At 71.0% G+C, this 21,731-nt stretch carries 17 protein-coding genes; 9 read left to right on the forward strand and 8 right to left on the reverse strand.

Annotation, left to right across the window (positions count from 1 at the left end; all coding sequences use genetic code 11):
• Positions 1-148 precede the first annotated feature (148 nt).
• Positions 149-1,804, forward strand: a complete 1,656-nt coding sequence (locus tag AB0I59_RS03805; protein WP_061257521.1) for an RNA polymerase sigma factor — start codon at positions 149-151, stop codon at positions 1,802-1,804.
• Between the two features lie 119 nt (positions 1,805-1,923).
• Positions 1,924-2,898: a hypothetical protein gene (locus AB0I59_RS03810; protein ID WP_061257392.1), complete on the forward strand. Its 975-nt coding sequence runs from the start codon at positions 1,924-1,926 to the stop codon at positions 2,896-2,898.
• Here the strand turns inward: AB0I59_RS03810 and AB0I59_RS03815 are convergent.
• Positions 2,888-3,646 (reverse strand): YaaA family protein, encoded by a 759-nt coding sequence (locus AB0I59_RS03815; protein ID WP_358129709.1) that lies wholly within the window; start codon positions 3,644-3,646, stop codon positions 2,888-2,890. The genes AB0I59_RS03810 and AB0I59_RS03815 overlap by 11 nt on opposite strands.
• A gap of 117 nt (positions 3,647-3,763) precedes the next feature.
• Here AB0I59_RS03815 and AB0I59_RS03820 point away from each other — a divergent pair, with 117 nt between their 5' ends.
• Complete coding sequence (locus tag AB0I59_RS03820; protein WP_061257394.1) at positions 3,764-4,474, forward strand: GNAT family N-acetyltransferase; 711 nt, start codon at positions 3,764-3,766, stop codon at positions 4,472-4,474.
• Positions 4,475-4,577: 103 nt separating this feature from the next.
• Here AB0I59_RS03820 and AB0I59_RS03825 read toward each other — a convergent pair whose 3' ends face one another.
• Positions 4,578-4,805 carry a DUF7455 domain-containing protein gene (locus tag AB0I59_RS03825; RefSeq protein WP_061257395.1) on the reverse strand — a complete coding sequence of 76 codons (228 nt, stop codon included), beginning with the start codon at positions 4,803-4,805 and terminating at the stop codon, positions 4,578-4,580.
• Positions 4,806-5,037: 232 nt separating this feature from the next.
• Between AB0I59_RS03825 and AB0I59_RS03830 the strand changes: the two genes are divergently transcribed.
• A complete protein-coding gene (locus AB0I59_RS03830; RefSeq protein ID WP_358129713.1) occupies positions 5,038-7,131 on the forward strand; it encodes a DNA gyrase/topoisomerase IV subunit B in 2,094 nt (697 codons plus the stop codon).
• A 290-nt stretch (positions 7,132-7,421) separates the two neighbouring features.
• Here the strand turns inward: AB0I59_RS03830 and AB0I59_RS03835 are convergent, their stop codons facing one another.
• The 5 genes from AB0I59_RS03835 to AB0I59_RS03855 form a co-directional block, all read right to left on the reverse strand.
• Positions 7,422-7,748: a hypothetical protein gene (locus AB0I59_RS03835; protein WP_358129715.1), complete on the reverse strand. Its 327-nt coding sequence runs from the start codon at positions 7,746-7,748 to the stop codon at positions 7,422-7,424.
• A 61-nt stretch (positions 7,749-7,809) separates the two neighbouring features.
• Positions 7,810-8,808 carry an SPFH domain-containing protein gene (locus tag AB0I59_RS03840; RefSeq protein WP_358129718.1) on the reverse strand — a complete coding sequence of 333 codons (999 nt, stop codon included), beginning with the start codon at positions 8,806-8,808 and terminating at the stop codon, positions 7,810-7,812.
• A gap of 123 nt (positions 8,809-8,931) precedes the next feature.
• Positions 8,932-9,432: a beta-class carbonic anhydrase gene (locus tag AB0I59_RS03845; RefSeq protein ID WP_061257398.1), complete on the reverse strand. Its 501-nt coding sequence runs from the start codon at positions 9,430-9,432 to the stop codon at positions 8,932-8,934.
• A 281-nt stretch (positions 9,433-9,713) separates the two neighbouring features.
• On the reverse strand, positions 9,714-12,245 hold the full coding sequence (locus AB0I59_RS03850) for a DNA gyrase/topoisomerase IV subunit A (RefSeq protein ID WP_358129721.1): 2,532 nt from the start codon (positions 12,243-12,245) through the stop codon (positions 9,714-9,716).
• Between the two features lie 195 nt (positions 12,246-12,440).
• Positions 12,441-13,028: a GNAT family N-acetyltransferase gene (locus tag AB0I59_RS03855; RefSeq protein ID WP_061257399.1), complete on the reverse strand. Its 588-nt coding sequence runs from the start codon at positions 13,026-13,028 to the stop codon at positions 12,441-12,443.
• Between the two features lie 17 nt (positions 13,029-13,045).
• On the opposite strand from AB0I59_RS03855, the gene AB0I59_RS03860 reads away from it, so the two are divergent.
• On the forward strand, positions 13,046-15,226 hold the full coding sequence (locus AB0I59_RS03860) for a RecQ family ATP-dependent DNA helicase (RefSeq protein WP_435830907.1): 2,181 nt from the start codon (positions 13,046-13,048) through the stop codon (positions 15,224-15,226).
• A gap of 64 nt (positions 15,227-15,290) precedes the next feature.
• On the opposite strand, the gene AB0I59_RS03865 is transcribed toward AB0I59_RS03860, so the two are convergent.
• The gene (locus AB0I59_RS03865) at positions 15,291-16,184 is read right to left on the reverse strand and encodes a carbohydrate kinase family protein (RefSeq protein ID WP_061257401.1); all 894 of its coding nucleotides are present in this window, start codon (positions 16,182-16,184) and stop codon (positions 15,291-15,293) included.
• Between the two features lie 143 nt (positions 16,185-16,327).
• Between AB0I59_RS03865 and AB0I59_RS03870 the strand changes: the two genes are divergently transcribed.
• The 4 genes from AB0I59_RS03870 to AB0I59_RS03885 are packed head-to-tail and all read left to right on the forward strand — an operon-like array spanning position 16,328 to position 21,644.
• A complete protein-coding gene (locus tag AB0I59_RS03870) occupies positions 16,328-19,018 on the forward strand; it encodes a bifunctional acetate--CoA ligase family protein/GNAT family N-acetyltransferase (protein ID WP_435830908.1) in 2,691 nt (896 codons plus the stop codon).
• A gap of 57 nt (positions 19,019-19,075) precedes the next feature.
• Complete coding sequence (locus AB0I59_RS03875; protein WP_061257403.1) at positions 19,076-19,666, forward strand: DUF5998 family protein; 591 nt, start codon at positions 19,076-19,078, stop codon at positions 19,664-19,666.
• Between the two features lie 23 nt (positions 19,667-19,689).
• Positions 19,690-20,829, forward strand: a complete 1,140-nt coding sequence (locus AB0I59_RS03880) for an alkaline phosphatase family protein (protein ID WP_358129731.1) — start codon at positions 19,690-19,692, stop codon at positions 20,827-20,829.
• Entirely contained in the window at positions 20,826-21,644 is an 819-nt protein-coding gene (locus AB0I59_RS03885; protein WP_358129734.1) for a sulfurtransferase, read from the forward strand. Before AB0I59_RS03880 ends, AB0I59_RS03885 begins: the two co-directional genes overlap by 4 nt.
• Positions 21,645-21,731 lie beyond the last annotated feature (87 nt).

Genomic DNA, 21,731 nt, shown 5'->3' on the forward strand with positions numbered 1-21,731 from the left:
CTAGGGTGGGAAGGCAACCGGCCGGAGGTGGCCGTATGGACTGCCGTGGCGTGTCACAATGGCATGTCGCGGTCCGCGCGGCCTCACCATCGGAAAAGAAGCAACCATCTGGGTCCATTCTCGCCATGCGTTCGTTCGAGAGGTGTTCGTGTCGCCTGCAAGTTCGACTCGCTCGAAGCCGTCGGAGCTGAACGAGCCAGTGATTCAGCAGCTCCTCGAGCGTGGGCGCTCGCAGGGTTTCCTCGAGTCCGAGGATGTCCGCAGGGCCTTCGAGGAAGCGGACATCCCGCTGTCGCACGCCGCTGGATTCCTGCGCAGCCTCAGCAAGGAGGGTGTGACCGTCGTGGTCACCGCGGCCGATTCCGCCGCGGCGCCCAAGCGGTCTCGTGGCCAAGCAAAGCGCCGCACCTCCGCTCCGGTCAAGAAGACCACCAAGTCCGCCGCCGCCAAGGAGGCACAGCCCGAGACCGTCACCGCCGTCGTGACCGGCTCGGCGGACTCGGGGCCCGCGCCCGCGCCGAAGAGGCCCGCCGCGAAGAAGGCCGCTCCGGCCAAGAAGACCGCGGCGCCCACCAGCAAGCCCAAGCCCACGGCTCCCAACACGGGGCCGGAGTCCAAGGCCGTCAAGGGCGATTCCAAGCCCAAGTCGTCCGAGCTCGCTGAGGACGATGAGGACATCGACCTCGAGGGTGACGTCGAGATCGAGGACTTCGACATCGACGTCGAGGACGTCGAGATCGAGTCCGACTCGGACGGCGAGGCGGAAGCCGACGCCGAGACCGAGAGCGACGGCGAGGAGAAGGCGGCGCCCGTCGCCCACTCCGAGGACGAGGTGCTCATCCTCACCGACGATGACGACGACGCGCCCGTGGCTCAGGTCGCGGCCGCCGGCGCCACCGCCGACCCCGTCAAGGACTATCTCAAGCAGATCGGCAAGGTCCCCCTGCTCAACGCCGAGCAGGAGGTGGAACTCGCCAAGCGCATCGAGGCGGGCCTGTTCGCAGAGGAGCAGCTGGCCAGCGACGGCGAGCAGCTTCCGGTCGACGTCCGCGCCGAGCTGGAGTGGATCGCCGAGGACGGCCGCCGCGCCAAGAACCACCTGCTGGAGGCCAACCTTCGGCTCGTGGTCTCGCTGGCCAAGCGCTACACCGGCCGCGGCATGCTCTTCCTGGACCTGATCCAGGAGGGCAACCTCGGTCTCATCCGCGCCGTCGAGAAGTTCGACTACACCAAGGGCTACAAGTTCTCCACGTACGCCACCTGGTGGATCCGGCAGGCGATCACCCGCGCCATGGCGGACCAGGCGCGGACCATCCGCATCCCGGTCCACATGGTCGAAGTGATCAACAAGCTGGCCCGGGTCCAGCGGCAGATGCTGCAGGACCTCGGCCGCGAGCCCACGCCGGAGGAGCTGGCCCGCGAGCTCGACATGACCCCGGAGAAGGTCATCGAGGTCCAGAAGTACGGGCGCGAGCCGATCTCCCTGCACACCCCCCTCGGTGAGGAGGGTGACAGCGAGTTCGGTGACCTCATCGAGGACTCCGAGGCCATCGTTCCGGCCGACGCCGTCAGCTTCACGCTGCTCCAGGAGCAGCTGCACTCCGTTCTGGACACGCTGTCCGAGCGGGAGGCGGGCGTCGTGTCGATGCGGTTCGGTCTCACCGACGGCCAGCCCAAGACCCTCGACGAGATCGGCAAGGTCTACGGCGTGACCCGCGAGCGGATCCGCCAGATCGAGTCCAAGACCATGTCCAAGCTGCGTCACCCCTCGCGGTCCCAGGTGCTCCGCGACTACCTGGACTAGCCGCAGGACCGGCCACACGTCGAACGGCCCCGACCTCCTCTCGGAGGGCGGGGCCGTTTAACGTGCACGTAACCTTCCGGTAGCGCCGGACGCCCCCGACACTCCTAGGCTCGCCGCTCATGGGAGTGATCGAAGTGGATCGGGCACGTGCTCGGGGGCCACGAGTGATCCCGGACCGTCCATGGGCGGACCCTGTACTCGACGAGGCGGCCGCCGCCGTCCATCGGGGAGTTCTCACGGCGGGAGTTCCCGCTCTCACGGCGACCAGGGGGGACGCCGAGATCCGTTCGCTTCGCGTGGAGGCCCTGTCCCGGGCCGCCGCGGGCTACGAGCACGTCATCGAGCGGCTGATCAGCCACGATCAGGGCAATCCCGACCTGTGGTTGTGGCTGGGCCGCACCAGGATCGAGCAGGCCTGGGCGCTGAAACCCGACGCGAAGGCGAGGGCCGTACAGGCTCACCGCCTGCAGGCGTTCCACGCGGCCATGGAGTCCGCGCGGAGACCGCTGCTCATCGCCGCCTCGCTGGCCCCCGCCGATCCGGTTCCCTGGGAGTGCCTGATGTGGCTGGCACTGGGGCTGGACCGGCCGCGCCCGGACAAGGATTCGGTCTGGTCGGAGTGCGTCCGCCGCTGGCCGACGCTGTTCGCCGCGCATCTCGCCCGCCTGATCACGCTCTCGCCCGGATGGGGCGGCACCGCGCAGGAGATGTTCGCGTTCGCCAGGTCCACCGCCGCCCGTGCTCCCGAGGGCAGCCCGCTGCCGGCGCTGATCCCGCTCGCCCACTTCGAGAACGTCGCCGCGGAGCGGTCTCCGATGTCGCGGAGCGGCTGGTTCTCTTTCGACGTCCAGCGGGAGATCGTCTCCGTCGCCGGTCACTGGACGGATCGGCGCCTGGGAGGGGTCCACCCGCGCTCGATCGAGGCGCACAACGCGTTCGGCGCCGCCTTCTACGTCGCGGATCTCCGCCGTCCGGCCAGGGGGCACCTCGCGCGCACCGGGGGGAGGTTCAGCCGGCTGCCCTGGTCGCATCTCGGAGAGCCCCAGCAGCAGTTCCTCCGCGCATGCGGGCGACTGAATGTGATCACGAACTGATCACGATATCGAGGGTCCAGGGCTTGCCGGAGCGCGGGGCGGGGCCGAGTTCGGTGTGATGCCCCAGCCCGCGGAGAACCTCGGCCAGTTCCTGAGGGCCGCCCGGTTCATCGGAGCTTTCCACCAGCGACCTGGCCACCGCGCCCCTGGTCGCCTTGGCCATGTGGCTCACCACCGTGCGCCTTCCCGCCGCCTCCTTCAACACCCGTACGGCCACCGCCCGCCCGCCGGCCGGCCACGCCTGGGCGTACGTGGAGGACCGCATATCCACGATCAGGCCGGGCAGCGGGCCCAGCACCGCCGCCAATGAGGGGCGCCAGAAGGCGGCCAGGCCGCCCATCGGCGGCAGCGCGCGTGCCATGGAGAGCCGGTACGGCGGCACGCGGTCGGTCAGCCGGAGCGCGCCCCACAGGCCGGAGAAGACGATGACGCGCTCGTCCGCCCGCCTTCTCGCGTCCGGAACCAGCGTGGGCAGCCCCAGATTGTCGTACAGGACGCCGGTGTACAGGTCGGCCGCGGTGAGGGTGGAGGCGGTGCGCAGGTCGCGGTTCCTGTCGATCTCGTCACGCTGCCCCTCGGACAGGCCGAGCACGGCCTGGGCGTCGGGAGCATGACAGAGCGTGATCAGAGCGTCGAGCACCTTCTCCCGTGGGGAGGTCAGTTCGGGGAAGCCGAGGGTGTCGAGGTCGAGCACGGGTCCGTCGCCCCGGGACGCCTTTCCTTCGGAGGGAGGCAACAGGATCAGCACGCTTCCCAGCCTATCGACGGGATCATCCGGTGGTGTGGGCGGCCGGTGGATGACCAGCGCGGACGGCCGCGGTCAGGGGCTGCGACCGCGATCAGGGTGCTGCGATAAGGTCCGCCCGTGTCCGAATTCGACCGACTTGTTGATGAAGCGTGGCCGGCGCCCTACCGGGTGGCCGCGGGGGACTGGGTGTACCGGCACGCGGGCGGGGTGACCAAGCGGGCCAACTCCGTGCTGCCGCTGGGGGAGTGCCCCGACCTGGGGAAGGCGATCGACGACGCGGAGGGGTTCTACGCGGACCTCGGCCGTCCGTGCGTGTTCTCCATCGGCGGGGGCGCCACGCCCGGGCTCGACGCGGAGTTGGCGTCCCGTGGCTACCGTCTGGTCGACCCCACGCTGGTCATGACCAGCTCGTCGCTGGAGGGCTCGTCCGATCCGACGATCGCGCCGGAGCCGTCACAGGGCTGGGTGGACACCTGGTGGCGGGTGGACGGCGGCAGGCATCCCGCCGGGACGGAGATCTCCGCCAAGGACTGGGGTGTGCGCATTCTCACCGGGGTTCCCGCGGCGTACGCCTCGCTGGGTGAGGAGGCCGTGGGCAGGGGCGTGCGGCAGGGGGAGTGGCTCGGGATCTACTGCATGGCGGTGGTCCCCGAGGCCAGGCGGAGAGGCCTGGCTGGCGCGGTATTGCGCGGCCTGCTCGGCTGGGGGAGGGACCAGGGGGCGAGCCGCGCCTATCTGGTCGTCACGGAGGGTAACGAAGGGGCTCGCGCGCTCTACGAGCGCGAGGGTTTCACCGTGGCCGGACGCTATCACTACCGCGTCCGATGACCACCGCCGGTGAGACCTGGGTGGCATAGCCCGGGAGGACATAGGGGCGGCGCGGCTGGAGGGCGGCCTTTTCGGACCGCCCCCAGTCACGCCGTCTATCGGGTCAGCGTTCGCTCGCTGCGGACGCGGGGGATTCACTGAGTCGGGCCGACTCGTCCTGGATCTCGGCGCCCTTGTCGCGCAGCACGCTTACGTGCTGGCGTCCGTGGTGAGCGCAGAAGAGCAGCTCCCCGCCCACGGGCAGGGTCGCGCGGATGTAGGCCTGAGCACCACACCTGTCGCAGCGGTCCAGGGCTGTCAGCGGCTTGATGGGGGCGAGAGCTCCAGTCACGTATCGCCTTTCGGGTCACCCCACGGTGTGGGGACGTTGGCGTCAGTCACTTGGGACAACATCTAACCGGATGAGGACGTTCCCAATCACTGCGCCGCTACGCCGAGAGCGGAATGATCTGGAAAGTGGTCCAGATCACATCGGAAGTGCGGGAGATCTCCGTGCGCCTGGCAAGCTTGTACCCGTAAAAACAGGATGGGCGGTAGGCTGCGTACGCCTGTTCGATTGATAAATGGGAGCTGGTGTGACGGCGGTTAGCGCGGAGACGGGTTATACGGCTCGTCATCTCTCGGTCCTGGAGGGCCTGGAGGCCGTCCGTAAGCGTCCGGGGATGTACATCGGGTCCACCGACACCCGCGGCCTGATGCACTGCCTCTGGGAGATCGTGGACAACTCCGTCGACGAGGCCCTCGCGGGCTTCTGCACGCGGATCGAGGTGGAGCTCCACGAGGACGGTTCGATCGAGGTCCGCGACAACGGCCGTGGCATCCCGGTCGACGTCCATCCCAAGAGCGGTCTCGCCGGAGTCGAACTCGTCTATACCAAGCTCCACGCGGGCGGAAAGTTCGGCGGCGGCTCTTATGGCGCGTCCGGAGGACTGCACGGCGTCGGCGCCTCGGTGGTCAACGCCCTGTCGTCCCGGCTCGACGTCGAGGTCGACCTCGGCGGCCGCACCCACATGATCAGCTTCAAGCGCGGCAATCCCGGCGTGTTCTCGGGAGCCGGTCCCGACGCAGCCTTCGAACCCCGATCGGGGCTGCGCAAGACCCGCCGGCGCTCACAGGAGGGCGAGGGCGTCACCGGCACCCGCGTCCGCTGGTGGTCCGACAAGCAGATCTTCCTGCCCGACGCCGAGCTGTCCATCGACGAGATCCACGTACGGCTCCGCCAGACGGCGTTCCTGGTCCCCGGGCTTACGCTGGTGCTGCGCGACGGCCGCGGCGAGGAGCCCGTCGAGGAGACGTACCACTTCGACGGCGGCATCGGCGAGTTCGCCGACTTCCTGTCCCGTGACGAGGCCGTGTGCGACGTGCTCCGGCTGCAGGGCGTGGGCCACTTCCGCGAGACCGTGCCCGTGCTCGACGAGCTGGGCCACATGACCCCCACCGAGGTCGAGCGCGAGCTCTCCGTGGACGTCGCGCTCCGCTGGGGCAAGGGCTACGAGACGACGGTCCGCTCCTTCGTCAACGTGATCGCCACGCCCAAGGGCGGCACCCACGTGACGGGGTTCGAGCGGGCGCTGGTCCGCACTGTCAACGAGCAGTTGCGCGAGACGCGGCTGCTCAAGAACGGCGACGACCCGGTCACCAAGGAGGACATCCTCGAGGGCCTGACCGCCGTGGTCACCGTACGCGTGCCGGAGCCGCAGTTCGAAGGGCAGACGAAGGAGATCCTCGGCACCTCGGCGGCGACCCGGATCGTGTCCCACGTGGTCTCGCGCGACCTGAAAGAGCTGTTCGCCACGCCCAAGCGCGCGCAGAAGCTGCAAATGCGCGCGATCCTGGAGAAGATCGTCGCCGCCGCCAAGGCGCGCATCGCCGCCAGGGAGCACCGGGACAACCAGCGCCGCAAGTCCGCCTTGGAGAACTCGGCGCTCCCGGCGAAGCTGGTCGACTGCCGCAGCGACGACGTGGACCGCAGCGAGCTGTTCATCGTCGAGGGAGACTCGGCGCTCGGCACGGCGAAGCTGGCCCGCGACTCGGAGTTCCAGGCCCTCCTGCCGATCCGCGGCAAGATCCTGAACGTGCAGAAGGCCTCCGTGGCCGACATGCTGAAGAACGCCGAGTGCGCCGCGATCATCCAGGTGGTGGGCGCGGGGTCGGGCCGGTCGTTCGACATCGAGGCCGCCCGCTACGGCAAGATCATCCTGATGGCGGACGCCGACGTGGACGGGGCGCACATCCGCTGTCTGCTCCTCACGCTGTTCCACCGGTACATGAAGCCCATGGTCGAGGCGGGACGGGTGTTCGCCGCGGTGCCGCCGCTGCACCGCATCGAGGTCACCAACCCCGGCAGGGGTCAGGACAAGTACGTCTACACCTATTCCGACGCGGAGCTGCACAAGGTCCTGCGCGACCTCGAGCGGCGGGGCAAGCGCTGGAAGGACCCGGTCCAGCGTTACAAGGGCCTCGGCGAGATGGACGCCGACCAGCTGGCCGAGACCACCATGGACCCCCGCCACCGCGTGCTGCGCCGGGTGCGGATCGAGGACGTCGAGGCGGGCGAGCGCATCTTCGACCTGCTCATGGGCAGCGACGTCGCCCCGCGCCGGGAGTTCATCGTGGGCAGCGCGGCCGAGGTCGACCGCAACCACATCGACGCCTAGCGGCCGAGGTCGACCGCAACCACATCGACGCCTAGCGGCCGAGGTCGACCGTAACCACATCGACGCCTAGAGGACGTTCCTGACAAAGGCCGCCTGCCGTGAGGCGGGTGCGTGGACGCCGTCAGGGGTTTGCGGCAGGAATCCTGACGACGGCTCAACGAGTGTGGCGTGATCACTGTGGACCGCGAGGAGGCGGTCATCCCCGATGTCCGCGTATACGTGGACGTCGGGCTGCCCCGCGATCGCACCTCGCGGGTCCCGCACCTCATCGCCGTGGCACGGGACGGCCCCTACCCGGACTCCAGTTCCAGCGTCGTGATCCGGGCGCGTGCTTCGAGCATGGCCTCCCGGTAGCGCTCGTCCCAGTGCGGGTCGTCGTCGGGGATGGCGCGCACGGTCTGCCTGGCGAGCTCCACCGGCCCGTCCCTGCCCTGGGTCATCCTCCTGATGACCACCAGGGTCCACCCGTCCTCCATCGCCGTGTGAGCCTCCCACCGCGGCACCTGGTCCGTCGTGCCGCCGGGCCGTGCCCGTACGGCGCCCCGGACGAGGATCACCAGCACGTAGACCAGCACGGCGACGACGATCAGGACCGCCGGCAACATCAGGATCCGCATCCGGACGCGCCTCCCCTCCGCCCGCCTCTCGTCATGGGCGAGCGCTCGGCATGGAGATGGTTCAGCGGGTGGGCAGGGCCACGCCTCCGGTGTTGCCGGGGGCGTACACGGTGATGCCCTGGGGCAGGGCCTTCAGCTTCTCGATCTCGGCGCAGGTCGGGCACCTGTTGTAGCCGTCCTGCCTGGCCTTGTTGGCGTCGGCCTCGGCCCGGGCCTGGGCGACCTTGGCCTGCGCCTCGGTGACCTTGGCGAAGGCGGCCTGCGCCTGGTCGACGGCGTCCTGGACCTGCTTCGGCAGCGTGACGCGGGAGAGGTTGAAGTGGATGTTGGTGAGGAACTCGGCGCCGAGCGTGCTTTTGAGGTCCTCGGCGAGGCTGGTGTTCACGGCGTTCTGGATTTTGGCGATGTTGGCGTTGTTGCCCAGCTGCTGCAGGCCGGTCTGCTGGCCGCCCGAGTTCTGCACGAGGGAGCAGGACGAGACCAGTTCGGCGCAGCGGAAGCTGTTGACCTGGGTGCGCAGGTCGTTGTCGATCACCGGGCGGATGATCTGGTCGAGGAAGGCGGACCAGCCCTCGTCGCCGTCCCACGGGTAGTAGGTCCCGCCGTCGGCGCTGCGGAACTTGCGGGTGCCGAACTTGTCGTCGAACGACCTGAGCGTCTCGTGGTCGAGGTTGAGGTTGAAGTACAGCGTGCCCTCGATGCCCATGTTGACGCCGTCACTGCTCGGGACGGTGACCACGTCGACGCCGGACCGCTCGCCGCCCCCGGTGGACGTGATCGTGTAGTAGCGCTGCTGCGCGGGATAGCGGTGGATCTGCGACCACCACCCGATCCAGGTCACGCTGGAGCCGGGATCGATGACCTGGCGGACCCGGTTGTCGTCCAGGAGGCCGCCGTTGCGGACGACCGCGACCTCGCCGCCGCCGGTGCGCTCGAATCCGCCGAACGCGCCGATCACGGTCGGCACCGCGAGGATGATGGCCAGGATGACCGTGACAATTGCCCATTTCCGGAAACTTCCGGATCTGCGGTCGTCGGCTCGGGGCGCGCTGCGGGGCATGGGGGGCTCCTTACGAACGACTGATCGCTCTGCGAAGAACGTAGCAGAGCCCCGACATGTCCGGCGCGTCCCGTACGCGAACGATCGGCGGGCGGTGAGTCAGCTCGTTCGCGCGCGGGCCGGTCACATCTCGACGGGGTGCAGCCGGCCCGTGTGCACGTCGTAGATCGCGCCGCCGACGACGAGATCCTGCGGCAGGAACGGACTCGTCCTGATGCGGACCAGGTCGTGCCTGAGCGCGGCGTCCTGGTCGGGAACCGTCTTGAACTCCAGGCTGCGGGTGTCCACGCCGTACTGGTCGGAGATGAGCTGGTGGACGTCGTCGTCGGTGGACTTGGACATCCGGCAGTCGGTGTGCGGCATGACGAGGACGCGGTTCACGCCGAGCAGGTAGACGGCGAGGACGAGCGTGCGAAGGACGTCGTCGGTCACCCGCGCTCCCGCGTTCCTGATGATCTTCGCGTCGCCCGCCTTCAGGCCCAGAAGCCCCAGCGGGTCGATCCGCGAGTCCATGCAGGTCACCATGGCGAGGCCGCGGGCGGCCTGACCGGTCAGATCGGAGTACGGGAAGGTGCGGGCGTATTCTTCGTTGGCCGCGAGTAGATCGTCGAACTTACCTGTCATGAGAAAGATGTTCCCGCACGCGCGTTTCGTGATTCTTTCCGGGGTCTCTCCATGGCGCCGATCGCCCCGTCCGCTGCCCCGGTCGACGAGGAGACTTCCGCCGCCCTGGCTACGCGGCGGGGCTTCCGGCGCCGTCGTTCGCGATCTGGAGCGTGCGGACCCGGCCGTGGTGCCGTTGCCGCCGCTGACCCTCGTCATGAGCATCAGGGTCGGCCGCGGCTCCGGCATGTCCCGGAGCCGCGCCGCCGCCTGATGTCACGCCGTCGGCGGATGACCGGGCGCTATTCCGGCCCGCCGGCAGGGGAGCCGTCCTCGGAGTCCTCGCCCGCAGGCCGCCCGTCGCGTGTCTCCGGGGTCAGGTCCGTACCGCCCAGCGCGCCGCCGATCGCGGCGACCGTGTGGGTGAGCCGGACGCCGGAACCGTCGCGGCGGCCCAGCTCCTCGGGCAGCGGGACCGGCTTGCCGGTCGAGGAGACGGCCTTCGCCGGAGCGGGACCGGCCCAGGCGAGCAGGAGCACGTCCTCGCCCTTGAGGAACCGCTGGGCCCGGACACCGCCGGTCGCCCGCCCCTTGGGCGGGAACTCAGCGTAGTCGGAGACCTTGCCGCCTCCCACCTGGGTGCCGGGCAGGGCGGTCGAGGAACCGGCGATCGTGACGACGCGGGCCTCCTGGGCGGGATCGACCACGCCGAACCAGATCACCCGGGTGTCGCCGTCGACGCGGATGCCGGCCATTCCGCCCGCCGGACGACCCTGCGGGCGTACGGACGAGGCGGGGAAGCGCAGCATCTGCGCGTCGGAGGTGATGAAGACCAGATCGTGGTCGGCGGAGGTGAGCTCGGCCGCGCCGACGACGGTGTCCCCGTCACGGAGGCCGATGACCTCGAACTCGTCGCGGTTGGCCGGGTATTCGGGGACGACCCGCTTGACCACGCCCTGGGCGGTGCCGAGGGCGAGTCCGGGGCCGTCGGGATCGAGCGAGCCCAGGCCCACCACGGTCTCGCCGGGATTCAGCTTGACGAACTCCGAGACCGGATGCCCACCGGCCAGCGACGGCGGATTGGCCGATGGCGGCAGCGTCGGCAGGTCGACCACGGGGACGCGGATCAGTCGTCCCAGCGAGGTGACCACACCCACCTCGGTCCTGACCGTGCCGCGTACCACCGACACCAGCACGTCGTGCGCGGCGCGCTCGCCCTCCATGGCGAGCGGCGAGGCGTCGGTCGTGCGGGCCAGGAGCCCGGTCGACGACAGCAGGACCAGGCACGGGTCGTCGGCCACCTCGAGCGGCACGGCGGCGGTGAGTGCCGCGCCGGAGGACTCCAGCAGGATCGTGCGGCGGGGCGTGCCGTACGTCTTGGCGACCTCGGCGAGCTCCTTGGAGACGACCTGGCGGAGCCGCTCCTCCGAGGAGAGGATCTCGGTGAGTGCGGCGATCTCCGCGGACAGGGTCTCCTTCTCGCGGTCGAGCTCCAGCTTGTCGTAGCGGGTGATGCGGCGCAGCGGGGTGTCCAGGATGTAGTTCGCCTGGATCTCGCTCAGCTCGAACGCCTCGACCAGGCCCGCGCGAGCCTGGGCGGAGTCGTCGGAGGAACGGATGATGCGGATGACCTCGTCGATGTTCAGCAGCGCGACGATGAGGCCGTCCACCAGGTGGAGGCGCTCCTCGCGCTTGCGCCGCCGGTAGGCCGAGCGGCGGCGGACCACGTCGAGGCGGTGGTCGACGTAGACCTGCAGCAGCTCGCGCAGGCCGAGCGTGCGCGGCTGGCCGTCGACCAGCGCGACGTTGTTGATGCCGAAGGTCTCCTCCATCGGCGTGAGCCGGTAGAGCTCGTCGAGCACGGCCTCGGGGTGGAAGCCGTTCTTGATCTCGATGACCAGGCGCAGGCCCTTGTGCCGGTCGGTCAGGTCCTTCAGGTCGGAGATGCCGTTGAGCTTCTTGGCGGTCACCAGTTCCTTGATCTTGGTGACCACGCGCTCGGGACCGACGTTGTAGGGCAGCTCGGTGACCACGATGCCCTTGCGGCGCGGCGTGACCTGCTCGATCGTGGCCTTGGCCCGCATCTTGAAGGTGCCCCGGCCCTTCTCGTACGCGTCCCGGACGCCGGAGAGGCCGATGATCATGCCGCCGGTCGGCAGGTCGGGCCCGGGGACGAAGCGCATGAGCTCGTCGAGCGTGGCGTTCGGCCGCTTGATCAGATGCCGGGCCGCCGCGATGACCTCGACCAGGTTGTGCGGCGCCATGTTGGTCGCCATGCCGACGGCGATGCCCGTCGCCCCGTTGACCAGGAGGTTGGGGAAGGCCGCGGGCAGGACGGACGGCTCGGTCTCCTGCCCGTCGTAGTTGGGCTTGAAGTCGACCGTGTCCTCGTCGATCGACTGCACCATGAGCATCGCCGAGGCGGCGAGCCTGGCCTCGGTGTACCGCATCGCGGCGGGCAGGTCGTCCGGCGAGCCGAAGTTGCCGTGCCCGTCGACCAGCGGCAGGCGCATCGAGAACGGCTGGGCCATGCGCACCAGCGCGTCGTAGATGGCGCTGTCACCGTGGGGGTGCAGCTTGCCCATGACGTCGCCGACGACGCGTGACGACTTCACATGGCCGCGATCGGGACGCAGTCCCATCTCGCTCATGGAGTAGAGGATGCGGCGCTGCACCGGCTTCAGCCCGTCACGGGCGTCCGGGAGCGCGCGCTGGTAGATCACCGAGTACGCGTACTCCAGGTAGCTGGCGCGCATCTCCTCGGATACGTCGATATCGACGATCCGCTCTTCGAAGTCCTCGTCCGGCGGGGGTGTGGTCGTGCGTCGGGCCATATCGAACATTGTGCCGATGACAGGGAGTGGTCGCGACTTGGCCGCGATTCCCGCCCCATTGGTCCGATTTAATCCCGCTTGTCATGCTTCCCTTGTGCCCGGCCTTGCCTGAGCGGCAGCCGTGACAGGCGGTGACCCTGGGAAGCGATGATCGCGGGGGCGGTGACTGTGGCGGGGCGGTGACCGGGGCGGGTGTCAGCGAGGGTCGGGCAGCGGGCGCATGGCTCCCGGCCACGGTCCCGGCGTGCCGCCCTCGTCCGCGTCGCCCGGGACGTTCAGCCGGGTGTCGTAGAGCCTGAAGCCACGCGCCCGGTAGTTCGCCAGGGCGGCCGGGCCGTCGAGGGAGCAGGTGTGCAGCCAGACGCGCCGGGTGGGCTCCAGGTCCGGCCAGCGGTCGGCCATGTCCCACGCGTGTGCCGTACCGGCCGAGAGCAGGTGCCCGCCCACCCCCAGGCCGATGGCGTACGGCAGGAGCCCGAAACTGGAGATCTCCACGACGCCGCCGTCCTGGGCGACCAGCTCCACGTAACCGGCGGGGGTGCCGTCGCGCCACGCGACCCAGGTCTCCGTGCCCGGCCGGTCCAGCCACTCCATCCACTGGCGCCAGGTCCACGGCAGGCGTTCCGTCCACTGCCAGTCGCCGCCGACGGCCGTGTAGAGGAACCGGCTGAACTCGGGGGAGGGGATCTCCGCGCGGACGATGTCCACGGGGACTTTCGGCTCACGCGCGGGGAGCAGGTCGCCGGGACCGGTCTGCTCCAGGTACCAGGTGGTCACGTCCATAGCGGATTCATCCAACCATGTCCGGCGCTGTGACCGGGACGGGGCACGAACAGTCGGGGGGAACTGATAGCAAGGACCCTGTGACAGCAGAAGTGGCAGGGGAAGAGCAGGCGCTGCGCGACGAGGCGGAGGCGCGTCTGCGGGCGCTCGCCGGAGAGGGCGCGCGGTTGCGCGACGACCAGTGGTCGGCGATCAAGGCCCTGGTGATGGACCGGCGGCGTGCCCTCGTCGTGCAGCGCACCGGCTGGGGCAAGTCGGCCGTCTACTTCGTCGCGACCGCGCTGCTGCGCGAGCTCGGCGAGGGGCCGACCGTGATCGTCTCGCCGCTCCTCGCCCTGATGCGCAACCAGATCGCGGCGGCGGAGCGCGCGGGCATCCACGCCGCGACGATCAACTCGGCCAACCCCGAGGAGTGGGAGAAGATCTACGCCCAGGTCGCCGAGGGCATGATCGACGTGCTGCTGGTCAGCCCCGAGCGGCTGAACAACCCCGACTTCCGCGACCAGGTGCTGCCAGAGCTGGCCGAGAGCGCCGGGCTCGTGGTGATCGACGAGGCCCACTGCATCTCCGACTGGGGACACGACTTCCGGCCCGACTACCGCCGGCTGCGCACGATGCTGACCGAGCTCCCGCCCGGCATCCCCGTCCTCGCCACCACCGCGACCGCCAACGCGCGGGTGACCAGGGACGTCGCCGAGCAGCTCGCGGCGAGCCCCGAGTGGGACGATCCCGCCGCCCCGCTGGTCCTGCGCGGTGCCCTGGAGCGTGAGAGCCTGCACCTGTCCGTCGTACGGGTCCGCAACGCCGAGCAACGCCTGGCCTGGCTGGCCAGGACGCTGCACGAGCTGCCGGGGTCGGGCATCGTCTACACGCTGACCGTCGCCGCCGCCCAGGAGATCGCGGCGTACCTGCGCGAGCAGGGGCACCGGGTCGCCGCCTATTCCGGGCAGACAGACCCCGCGGAGCGGCTCGCCGCGGAGGACGACCTCCTGGGGAACCGGATCAAGGCGCTGGTCGCCACCTCCGCTCTGGGCATGGGCTTCGACAAGCCGGACCTCGGATTCGTCGTCCACGTCGGCGCTCCGGCGTCCCCCGTGGCGTACTACCAGCAGGTCGGCCGCGCGGGCCGCGGGGTGGAGAAGGCCGAGGTGATCCTGCTGCCGGGTGCCGAGGACAGGGAGATCTGGTCCTACTTCGCCTCGCTGGCGTTCCCGCCCGAGCAGGTGGTCCGGGCCACGCTCGCGGCGCTGTCCGAGGAGGGCATGCTGTCCACGGCCGCCCTGGAGACCCGGGTGGATCTCAGCCGGAGCCGGCTGGAGATGATGCTCAAGGTCCTCGACGTCGACGGCGCGGTCCGCAGGGTGAAGGGCGGCTGGGAGCCCACCGGAGAGCCCTGGGAGTACGACACCGACCGCTACCAGCGGGTCGCCGCAGAGCGCAAGGCCGAGCAGGAGGCCATGCTCGGCTACATCTCCACCACGGAGTGCCGGGAGGGCTACCTCCGCCGCCACCTCGACGACGACGAGGCGCGCCCGTGCGGCCGGTGCGACAACTGCACCGGAGCCCACCGCTCACCGGACGTCGCGGCCGAGGACGTCCAGGCCGCGCACGAGCGCCTGGTCCGGCCGGGAGTGGACCTGGAGCCCAGGCGGCAGTGGCCGACCGGCCTCGCCGACCTGAAGGGCAGGATCAAGCCCGAGCTGTCGGCCGGGACGGGCCGGGTGCTCGGCAGGCTCACCGACATCGGCTGGGGCACCCGGCTGCGCGAACTGCTCGCCCAGCAGGACGGGCCCGTTCCCGACGACGTGTTCGCCGCCGTGGTGGGAGTGCTCAAGTCGTGGGACTGGGAGGAGCGGCCGGTGGCGGTGGTCAGCGTCCCGTCCGGCTCGCGTCCCCTGCTCGTCCGCAGCCTCGCCGAGAGGCTCGCGCGGATCGGCCGCCTGGAATACCTGGGAGAGCTGGGATACCGCGGCGGATCACCGGGACGGCAGTACAACAGCGCCCAGCGGGTCAACGCCGTCCGGGGCACCCTGGCGATGCCGCGTGAGCTCGCGGAGCGGATCGCCGCGGCGGGCGGCCCGGTCCTGCTGGTCGACGACCGGGTGGACACCGGCTGGACGATGACCCTCGCCGCGGCGCAGATCCGGCACGCGGGAGCGCCCGCTGTGCTGCCCTTGGCCCTCGCGGTGACGTCCTGACCGTCGCCGTACACCCCGGACCGTACGGACGGGGCCGTACGGACGGGGGCGGGCGGACCGAGAGTCAGAGGCGGGGGCGGGCGCCGAGGTAGGAGATGCACTTGGCGGCGAGGGCGTTCCCCGCCGCCAGGGCCTCCGCCGGCGGCTTGCCGGCCAGCCACGGAGGCAGGAACCCGGCGGCGAACGCGTCACCCGCGCCGGTGCCGTCCACGACCCGCTCGACCGTCTCGGCGGACGCGCGGACCGGCTCGGCCCGGCTGTTGGTGTACCAGAGGGCGCCCTCTTTGTTGAGCTTGATCACGACCTGCGGGAACCAGGCCGTGAGCACCTTCGCCGCGGCGGCGGGGTCGTCCCGGCCGGTCAGCACCTTGGCCTGGTCGGCGTTGGCGAGCAGCAGCTTGGCGCCGTGGGTCCACTCCAGGAACGGCTCGGCACCGGTGCGCTCCACGGGAGCGGCCGAGGCGCAGTCGACGGAGATCGACATCCCGGCCCGCCGGGCCAGGTCGAGCGCGGCCAGGCCGGCGTCGCGCGAACCCTCGTTGATGAGTGTGTATCCCGACATGTGCAGGTGGGCGCCGCCGCTGAACAGGTCGCGCGGCAGGTCCTCGGGCGCGAGGGCCGCGTTGGCACCGGGATCGGACAGCATGGTCCGCTCGCCCTTGTGGGTGACGAGCACCACGCAGGTGCCCGTCGGCCGCTCGGGGTCCATCACGAGCCGGGCGTCCACGCCGTAGCCCATCAACTCCATGTCGCGGTTACGGCCGGTGATGTCGGCGCCGCGACGACCGATGAAGGCGACCTCGTTGCCCTCCACGGCCAGCCAGGAGGAGATGTTCGCCCCCGAGCCGCCACCGTGCATGGTCACGACCGCCGGGGTGTCGCTCGCCCTCGCGAGGGGGAAGCGGGCGCGCGCGACCGCATCGGTCATGAGATCGCCCACCACGACGACCCGCGTCATGATGTCACCACCTTGCCAGCTGCTCGTGGAGGTGAGTCCGCCGCAGGGGTCGGCGTCCTCGCCGGGCTATGAGGGCTATGCCGAGAAACTTAACAGCTTCCGGCCACGTCGTGGGGAATTGGGTCGTCACTCTGTCGGAGTCGATGCACAAGCGTTGCCCAGCCAGACGATTCCGCGCCGGGACTACCCTCGAAACCGTGGAATCCCGCTACCCCGCCCACTGGGAGGCGGACGTCGTGCTCTCCGACGGCGGAACGGCGCATCTGCGGCCGATCCGGCCGGACGACGCCGATCTCATGCGTTCGTTCTATTCCCGGCTCTCCGAGCAGTCGATCTACTTCCGATACTTCGGTCCGCGGCCGAAACTGAGCGACCGCGAGATCGCCTGGTTCACCAACGTCGACTACGACAACCGGGTCGCCCTCATCGCCACGATCGGCACCGAGATGGTGGCGGTCGTGCGCTACGACCGGGTCGAGCCGTCCGACCACGCCGAGGTGGCGTTCCTCGTGGAGGACGCCCACCAGGGCAGGGGGATGGCCTCCGTCCTCCTGGAACACCTCAGGGCCGCCGCCAGGGAGCGCGGGATCCGGACCTTCATCGCCGACGTGCTGCCCGCCAACCACCGCATGACGGCCATGTTCCGCCAGGCGGGATACACCGCCCAGAGCCATTTCGAGGACGGCGTCGTACGGATGACGCTGGATCTCGCCACCACGGACAGCTCCGTACAGGTGACGGCGGCCCGCGAGCACCGAGCCGAGGCGCGGTCCATCGAGCGGCTGCTGAAGCCCGGGTCCGTCGCGGTGATCGGCGCCAGCCGCGAGCCGGGCGGCATCGGCCAGACCGTGCTGCGCAACCTGCTCGCCGCCGACTTCACCGGCCCGGTCTATCCCGTCCACCGCGAGGCCAGGGCGGTCGCCGGGGTGCGCGCCTACCGGAGCGTGTCCGCGATCGACGGCGACGTCGACCTCGCCGTGCTGGCGATCCCCGCCGAAGGCGTGCTCGACGTGGTCGAGGAGTGCGCGGAGAAGGGGGTGAAGGGCCTGGTCGTGGTGTCGTCCGGCTTCGGCGAGACCGGCCCGGACGGCCGCGCCCGCCAGGACGAGCTCGTCCGCATCGCCCGCGCGTACGGCCTGCGCGTGGTCGGCCCCAACTGCCTCGGCATCGCGAACACCGATCCCTCGGTCCGCCTCAACGCGACCCTCGCCGCGACGCTGCCCGGCCGGGGCAGGGTCGGGTTCTTCAGCCAGTCGGGGGCGCTCGGCACCGCGCTGCTGCAGCGGGTGGCCCAGCGCGGCATGGGCATCTCGACGTTCGTCTCGGCGGGCAACCGGGCCGACGTGTCGGGCAACGACCTCCTGCAGTACTGGGAGGAGGATCCGGCGACCGACGTGATCCTGCTCTACCTGGAGTCCCTGGGCAATCCCCGCAAGTTCTTCCGCCTGGCCCGGCGGATCTCCCGGACCAAGCCGGTCGTCGTCGTCAAGAGCCAGGGGGTGCCCACCGGGCACGCCGCCCGCGTCCTCCGCCTCCCCGACACCGCACTGAGCGCGCTGTTCCAGCAGGCGGGCGTGATCCGGGTGGACGACCTGGCCCAGCTGTTCGACGTCGCGCAACTCCTGGCCCATCAGCCGCTGCCCGCCGGCCCCCGGGTGGGGGTGGTGAGCAACTCCGACGCGCTGGCGCTGCTCGCCGTCGACGCCTGCCGGGCCAGGGGCCTCGAACCGGTTCCGCCGGTCAACCTCGGAGCGCGGGCCGGAGGCGCCGAATTCGCCGACGCGCTCAGCGGCGTGCTCGCCGACGTGGACGCCGCCGTCGTGATCTACATGCCGCCGATCCCCGGCGGGCACGACGAGGTCGCCGCCGAGCTGGTCCGGGTCGCCGGGGAGTCCGGCAAGCCGGTGCTCGCCACTTTCCAGGGCGAGCTGGGGATGCTCGCCGAGCTGCGCGTTCCCGGAGAGGGGCCGTCCAGAGGCTCCATCCCGTCCTATCCCGCCCCGGAGGAGGCGGTCCGGGCGCTCGCTCACGTCGTCGGCTACGCCCGCTGGCGCGAGCAGCCCGTGGGCACGCCTCCGGCCGTCGAGGGCGTGGACAACCGCCGGGCCAGGCGGCTGGTCGCCGCCGCCCTCGCCTCCGGTGACGAGCAGGTCGAGATCGACGCGTCCTCGCTGCTCGCCTGCTACGGCATCGAGGTCTGGCCGGCCGAGCCGGTCGCCTCGGCCGAGGAGGCGGTGGCCGCCGCCGCCCGGCTCGGCTGGCCCGTGGCCCTGAAGCCGGTGTTCCGGCCGGTGACCACCGCCGATCCCGACGCCCCCCGCAGGTCCGGCACCGTACGGCTCGGCCTGGGCGAGCCGGGCAGCCTCCGCCAGGCGTACGCCGATCTCGCGGCGACGCTCGGCCCGGACGTGACGATCGCCGTGCAGCACATGGCGCCGCAGCCGTCCGCGGCCACCGTGGTCGGCGTGATGCAGGACCGGGACGCCGGGGCGGTCGTGTCCTTCGGGCTGGGCGACGTCGCCGCCCGGCTGCTCGGCGACCGCGCCTACCGCCTCGCCCCGCTCACCGCCGAGGACGCCGCCGTTCTCGTGCGCTCGGTACGGGCCGCGCCGATGCTCTTCGGCGAGTACGGCTACCCGCCGGTCGCCGTCGAAGCGCTGGAGGACCTGCTGGTGAGGGTCGGCCTCCTCGCCGACGCCCTGCCCGAGGTCTGCCGGATGGACCTGGACGAGGTCCTGGTGGGGGAGTCGGCGGTGGTCGTGCTGGGGGCGAGAGCCGTACTGCGGCCCGAGGTCGGTCCCCGGCTCGATGTCGGACCGCGCCGTCTGCGGTGAGGAGCCGGTTTCGCGTGAGTGTGAAACCGGTGTCCCTTACAGGGCAGGATGGACCCCATGAGGGAAACCCGAGTCTCCGCCGCCGGCATGCGTGAGGCGATCGACCGCAGCGGCTACTACCCCGACCTGGTCGCCGACGCGGTCGACTCCGCCCTTGGCAAGGAGCAGGTGACGGCGTACGTCGTGCATCACGAGGCCACGTTCGACCCCGCGATGGAGGTGCGCAGGCACGTCACCGTGCTGGTGCTCTCGCCCACCCGGCTGCTGGTGTGCCACACCGACGAGCACCCGCCCGCCGAGGGCATGCCCGCCTCACACGCCTCTACCACCACCGAGGCCGTACGGCTCAGCCGCATCCAGTCGGTCGCCGTGACCAGGGTGGTTCCCGACCCCGCCTCGTACGTCCCGGGGGTTCCCCCCACCGAGGTGACCCTCACGATCGGGTGGGGGGCGATCTCCCACGTCGACCTGGAGCCCGCGACCTGCGGCGACGAGAACTGCGAGGCCGACCACGGCTACACCGGCGCGATCACCGCCGATGACCTGTCGCTGCGGGTGAGCGAGGCCGCCGACGGCCCCGAGGCCGTCACGCACGTGCTCGAATTCGCCAAGGCGCTCTCCGAGGCCACCGCGCTCGCCGCCACCTGACCCCGACGGCCCCTGGAGGTGACGTGACCGAGTCCCGCGCCGGGCGCTCCGCCGTGCCGTACGTCCCCGAGTACGGCGGCGCCTCGCTGGCCGACCTGCCCGGATCCGTGCTGGCGTCCCTGGGGGCCGGCACCGGGAACACCCTGCGGCTCGACCCCGCCGAGCGGGTCTGCCTGTTCCTCGTGGACGGCATGGGCGCCGACCTGCTGCGCGCCCACCCCGACGCCGCGCCGTTCCTTTCCGCGCAACAGGGGTGGACGCTCACCGCGGGGTTCCCGTCCTCGACCCCGACGAGCCTGGCCACGCTCGGCACCGGGACTCCACCGGGCGAGCACGGCATGCTCGGCATCGTGATGGCCGTCCCGGGGGAGGGGCGGCTGTTCAACTGTCTGCGCTGGACCGCGCCCGGCCACGCCGTCGATCCCGACTGGTGGCAACCGGCCGAGACCGTCTACCAGCGGCTGTCCGCGGCCGGCGTGGATCCGGTCTATGTCGCGCCGGGGGCGTTCAGGGGGACCGGTCTCACCCGCGCCGTCTACCGCGGCGTGCGGCACGTCGCCGCCGAGAGCGTCGACGACCGGATCGAGGGCGTACGGCAGGCGTTGCGCGGCCGGTCGTTCGTCACGGTCTACTACGGAGGGGTGGACGCCGCCGGCCACGAGACCGGATGGGGCAGCACCCAATGGCTGGAGGAACTGGCCGTCGTCGATCGGATGGCCGAGCGGATCGCCGGGTCGCTCCCGCGCGGGTCGGCCATGTACGTCACCGCCGATCACGGCATGGTCAACGCCACCGACAAGGTGGACGTGGACCTGCGGCCCGAGCTCCGCGAGGGAGTCGCCCTCCTCGGAGGGGAGGCCAGGGTCCGCCACCTCTACACCGAGGAGGGCGCGGCGGCGGCCGTCCTGGACACGTGGGCCGACGCGCTGCGCGACCGGGCCTGGGTCGTCTCCAAGGAGGAGGCCGTGGATGAGGGCTGGTTCGGCCCCGCCGTACGCCGTGAGTGGCTCGGCCGCATCGGCGATGTCGTGGCCGTGCCGTACGGTGACTGTGTGATCGTCGCCTCCCGGACGGAGGCGGTCGAGGCTGCCATGATCGGGTACCACGGCTCCCTGACCGCGGCCGAGCAGAACGTCCCATTGCTGGAGGTGAGTGCCAGATGAGCACCCTTGTCACGCCCGAAGAGCTCGCCGCTCTCGACGGAGTCACGATTTTGGACGTCCGCTGGCGGCTCGGCGGCGGACCGTCCGACCGCGAGTCCTATACGGAGGGTCACATCCCGGGCGCGGTCTTCTGCGCTCTCGACACCGACCTCGCCGCCGCGCCCGGCGCCGGCGGGCGGCACCCGCTGCCCGAGGCCGCCGACTTCCAGGCGGCGATGCGCCGCCTCGGCGTGGACGGCTCCCGCACGGTGGTCGTGTACGACGAGGCCGACGCCACGGCGGCGGCGCGGGCGTGGTGGACGCTGCGCTACTTCGGCCACCAGGACGTGCGCGTCCTCGACGGCGGCATCCGGGCCTGGCGGCACGCCGGGCTCCCGATCGAGGAGGGGGCCGGGGCGGAGCCCGCGCCCGGCGGCTTCACCGCCGTCCCCGGAGGCATGCCGACGCTGGACGCCGACCAGGCCGCCGACCTCGCCACGAGTGGCGTCCTGCTCGACGCGCGCGCGGCCGAGCGCTACCGCGGAGAGGTCGAGCCGATCGACCCGGTGGCGGGGCACGTCCCCGGGGCCGTCAGTGCTCCGACGTCCGAGAACGTCGAGCCCGGCGGGCGGTTCCACAACCGGGAGTTCCTGCGTGAGCGGTTCAACACGCTCGGCGCGGTCGACGGGGTCCCCGTGGGGGTCTACTGCGGGTCGGGAGTCACCGCGGCCCACGAGGTGCTCGCGCTGGACCTGGCGGGCATCCCGGCCGCGCTCTACGTCGGATCCTGGTCCCACTGGGTGGCCGACCCCGCCCGTCCGGTGGCCACCGGCTGATCGCCGTCGGCTCCTGGTCGCCACGGGGTCCGCGCGTTCATACGGGAATTGCGAGCGGGAAAGCCCCGTGCGCTTCCCTGGGCGGAC

It is taken from the genome of Microtetraspora glauca (assembly GCF_040656155.1).
GTDB lineage: Bacteria > Actinomycetota > Actinomycetes > Streptosporangiales > Streptosporangiaceae > Microtetraspora > Microtetraspora glauca.

What these genes read in the sequence shown, in the direction of transcription:
- AB0I59_RS03860 (WP_435830907.1), top strand. Translation starts at nt 13,046, where the DNA reads ATGTCCGGCGCTGTGACCGGGACGGGGCACGAACAGTCGGGGGGAACT.
- AB0I59_RS03850 (WP_358129721.1), bottom strand. Translation starts at nt 12,245, where the DNA reads ATGGCCCGACGCACGACCACACCCCCGCCGGACGAGGACTTCGAAGAG.
- AB0I59_RS03885 (WP_358129734.1), top strand. Translation starts at nt 20,826, where the DNA reads ATGAGCACCCTTGTCACGCCCGAAGAGCTCGCCGCTCTCGACGGAGTC.
- AB0I59_RS03870 (WP_435830908.1), top strand. Translation starts at nt 16,328, where the DNA reads ATGCACAAGCGTTGCCCAGCCAGACGATTCCGCGCCGGGACTACCCTC.
- AB0I59_RS03845 (WP_061257398.1), bottom strand. Translation starts at nt 9,432, where the DNA reads ATGACAGGTAAGTTCGACGATCTACTCGCGGCCAACGAAGAATACGCC.
- AB0I59_RS03865 (WP_061257401.1), bottom strand. Translation starts at nt 16,184, where the DNA reads ATGACGCGGGTCGTCGTGGTGGGCGATCTCATGACCGATGCGGTCGCG.
- AB0I59_RS03875 (WP_061257403.1), top strand. Translation starts at nt 19,076, where the DNA reads ATGAGGGAAACCCGAGTCTCCGCCGCCGGCATGCGTGAGGCGATCGAC.
- AB0I59_RS03835 (WP_358129715.1), bottom strand. Translation starts at nt 7,748, where the DNA reads ATGCGGATCCTGATGTTGCCGGCGGTCCTGATCGTCGTCGCCGTGCTG.
- AB0I59_RS03840 (WP_358129718.1), bottom strand. Translation starts at nt 8,808, where the DNA reads ATGCCCCGCAGCGCGCCCCGAGCCGACGACCGCAGATCCGGAAGTTTC.
- AB0I59_RS03810 (WP_061257392.1), top strand. Translation starts at nt 1,924, where the DNA reads ATGGGAGTGATCGAAGTGGATCGGGCACGTGCTCGGGGGCCACGAGTG.
- AB0I59_RS03855 (WP_061257399.1), bottom strand. Translation starts at nt 13,028, where the DNA reads ATGGACGTGACCACCTGGTACCTGGAGCAGACCGGTCCCGGCGACCTG.
- AB0I59_RS03830 (WP_358129713.1), top strand. Translation starts at nt 5,038, where the DNA reads ATGGGAGCTGGTGTGACGGCGGTTAGCGCGGAGACGGGTTATACGGCT.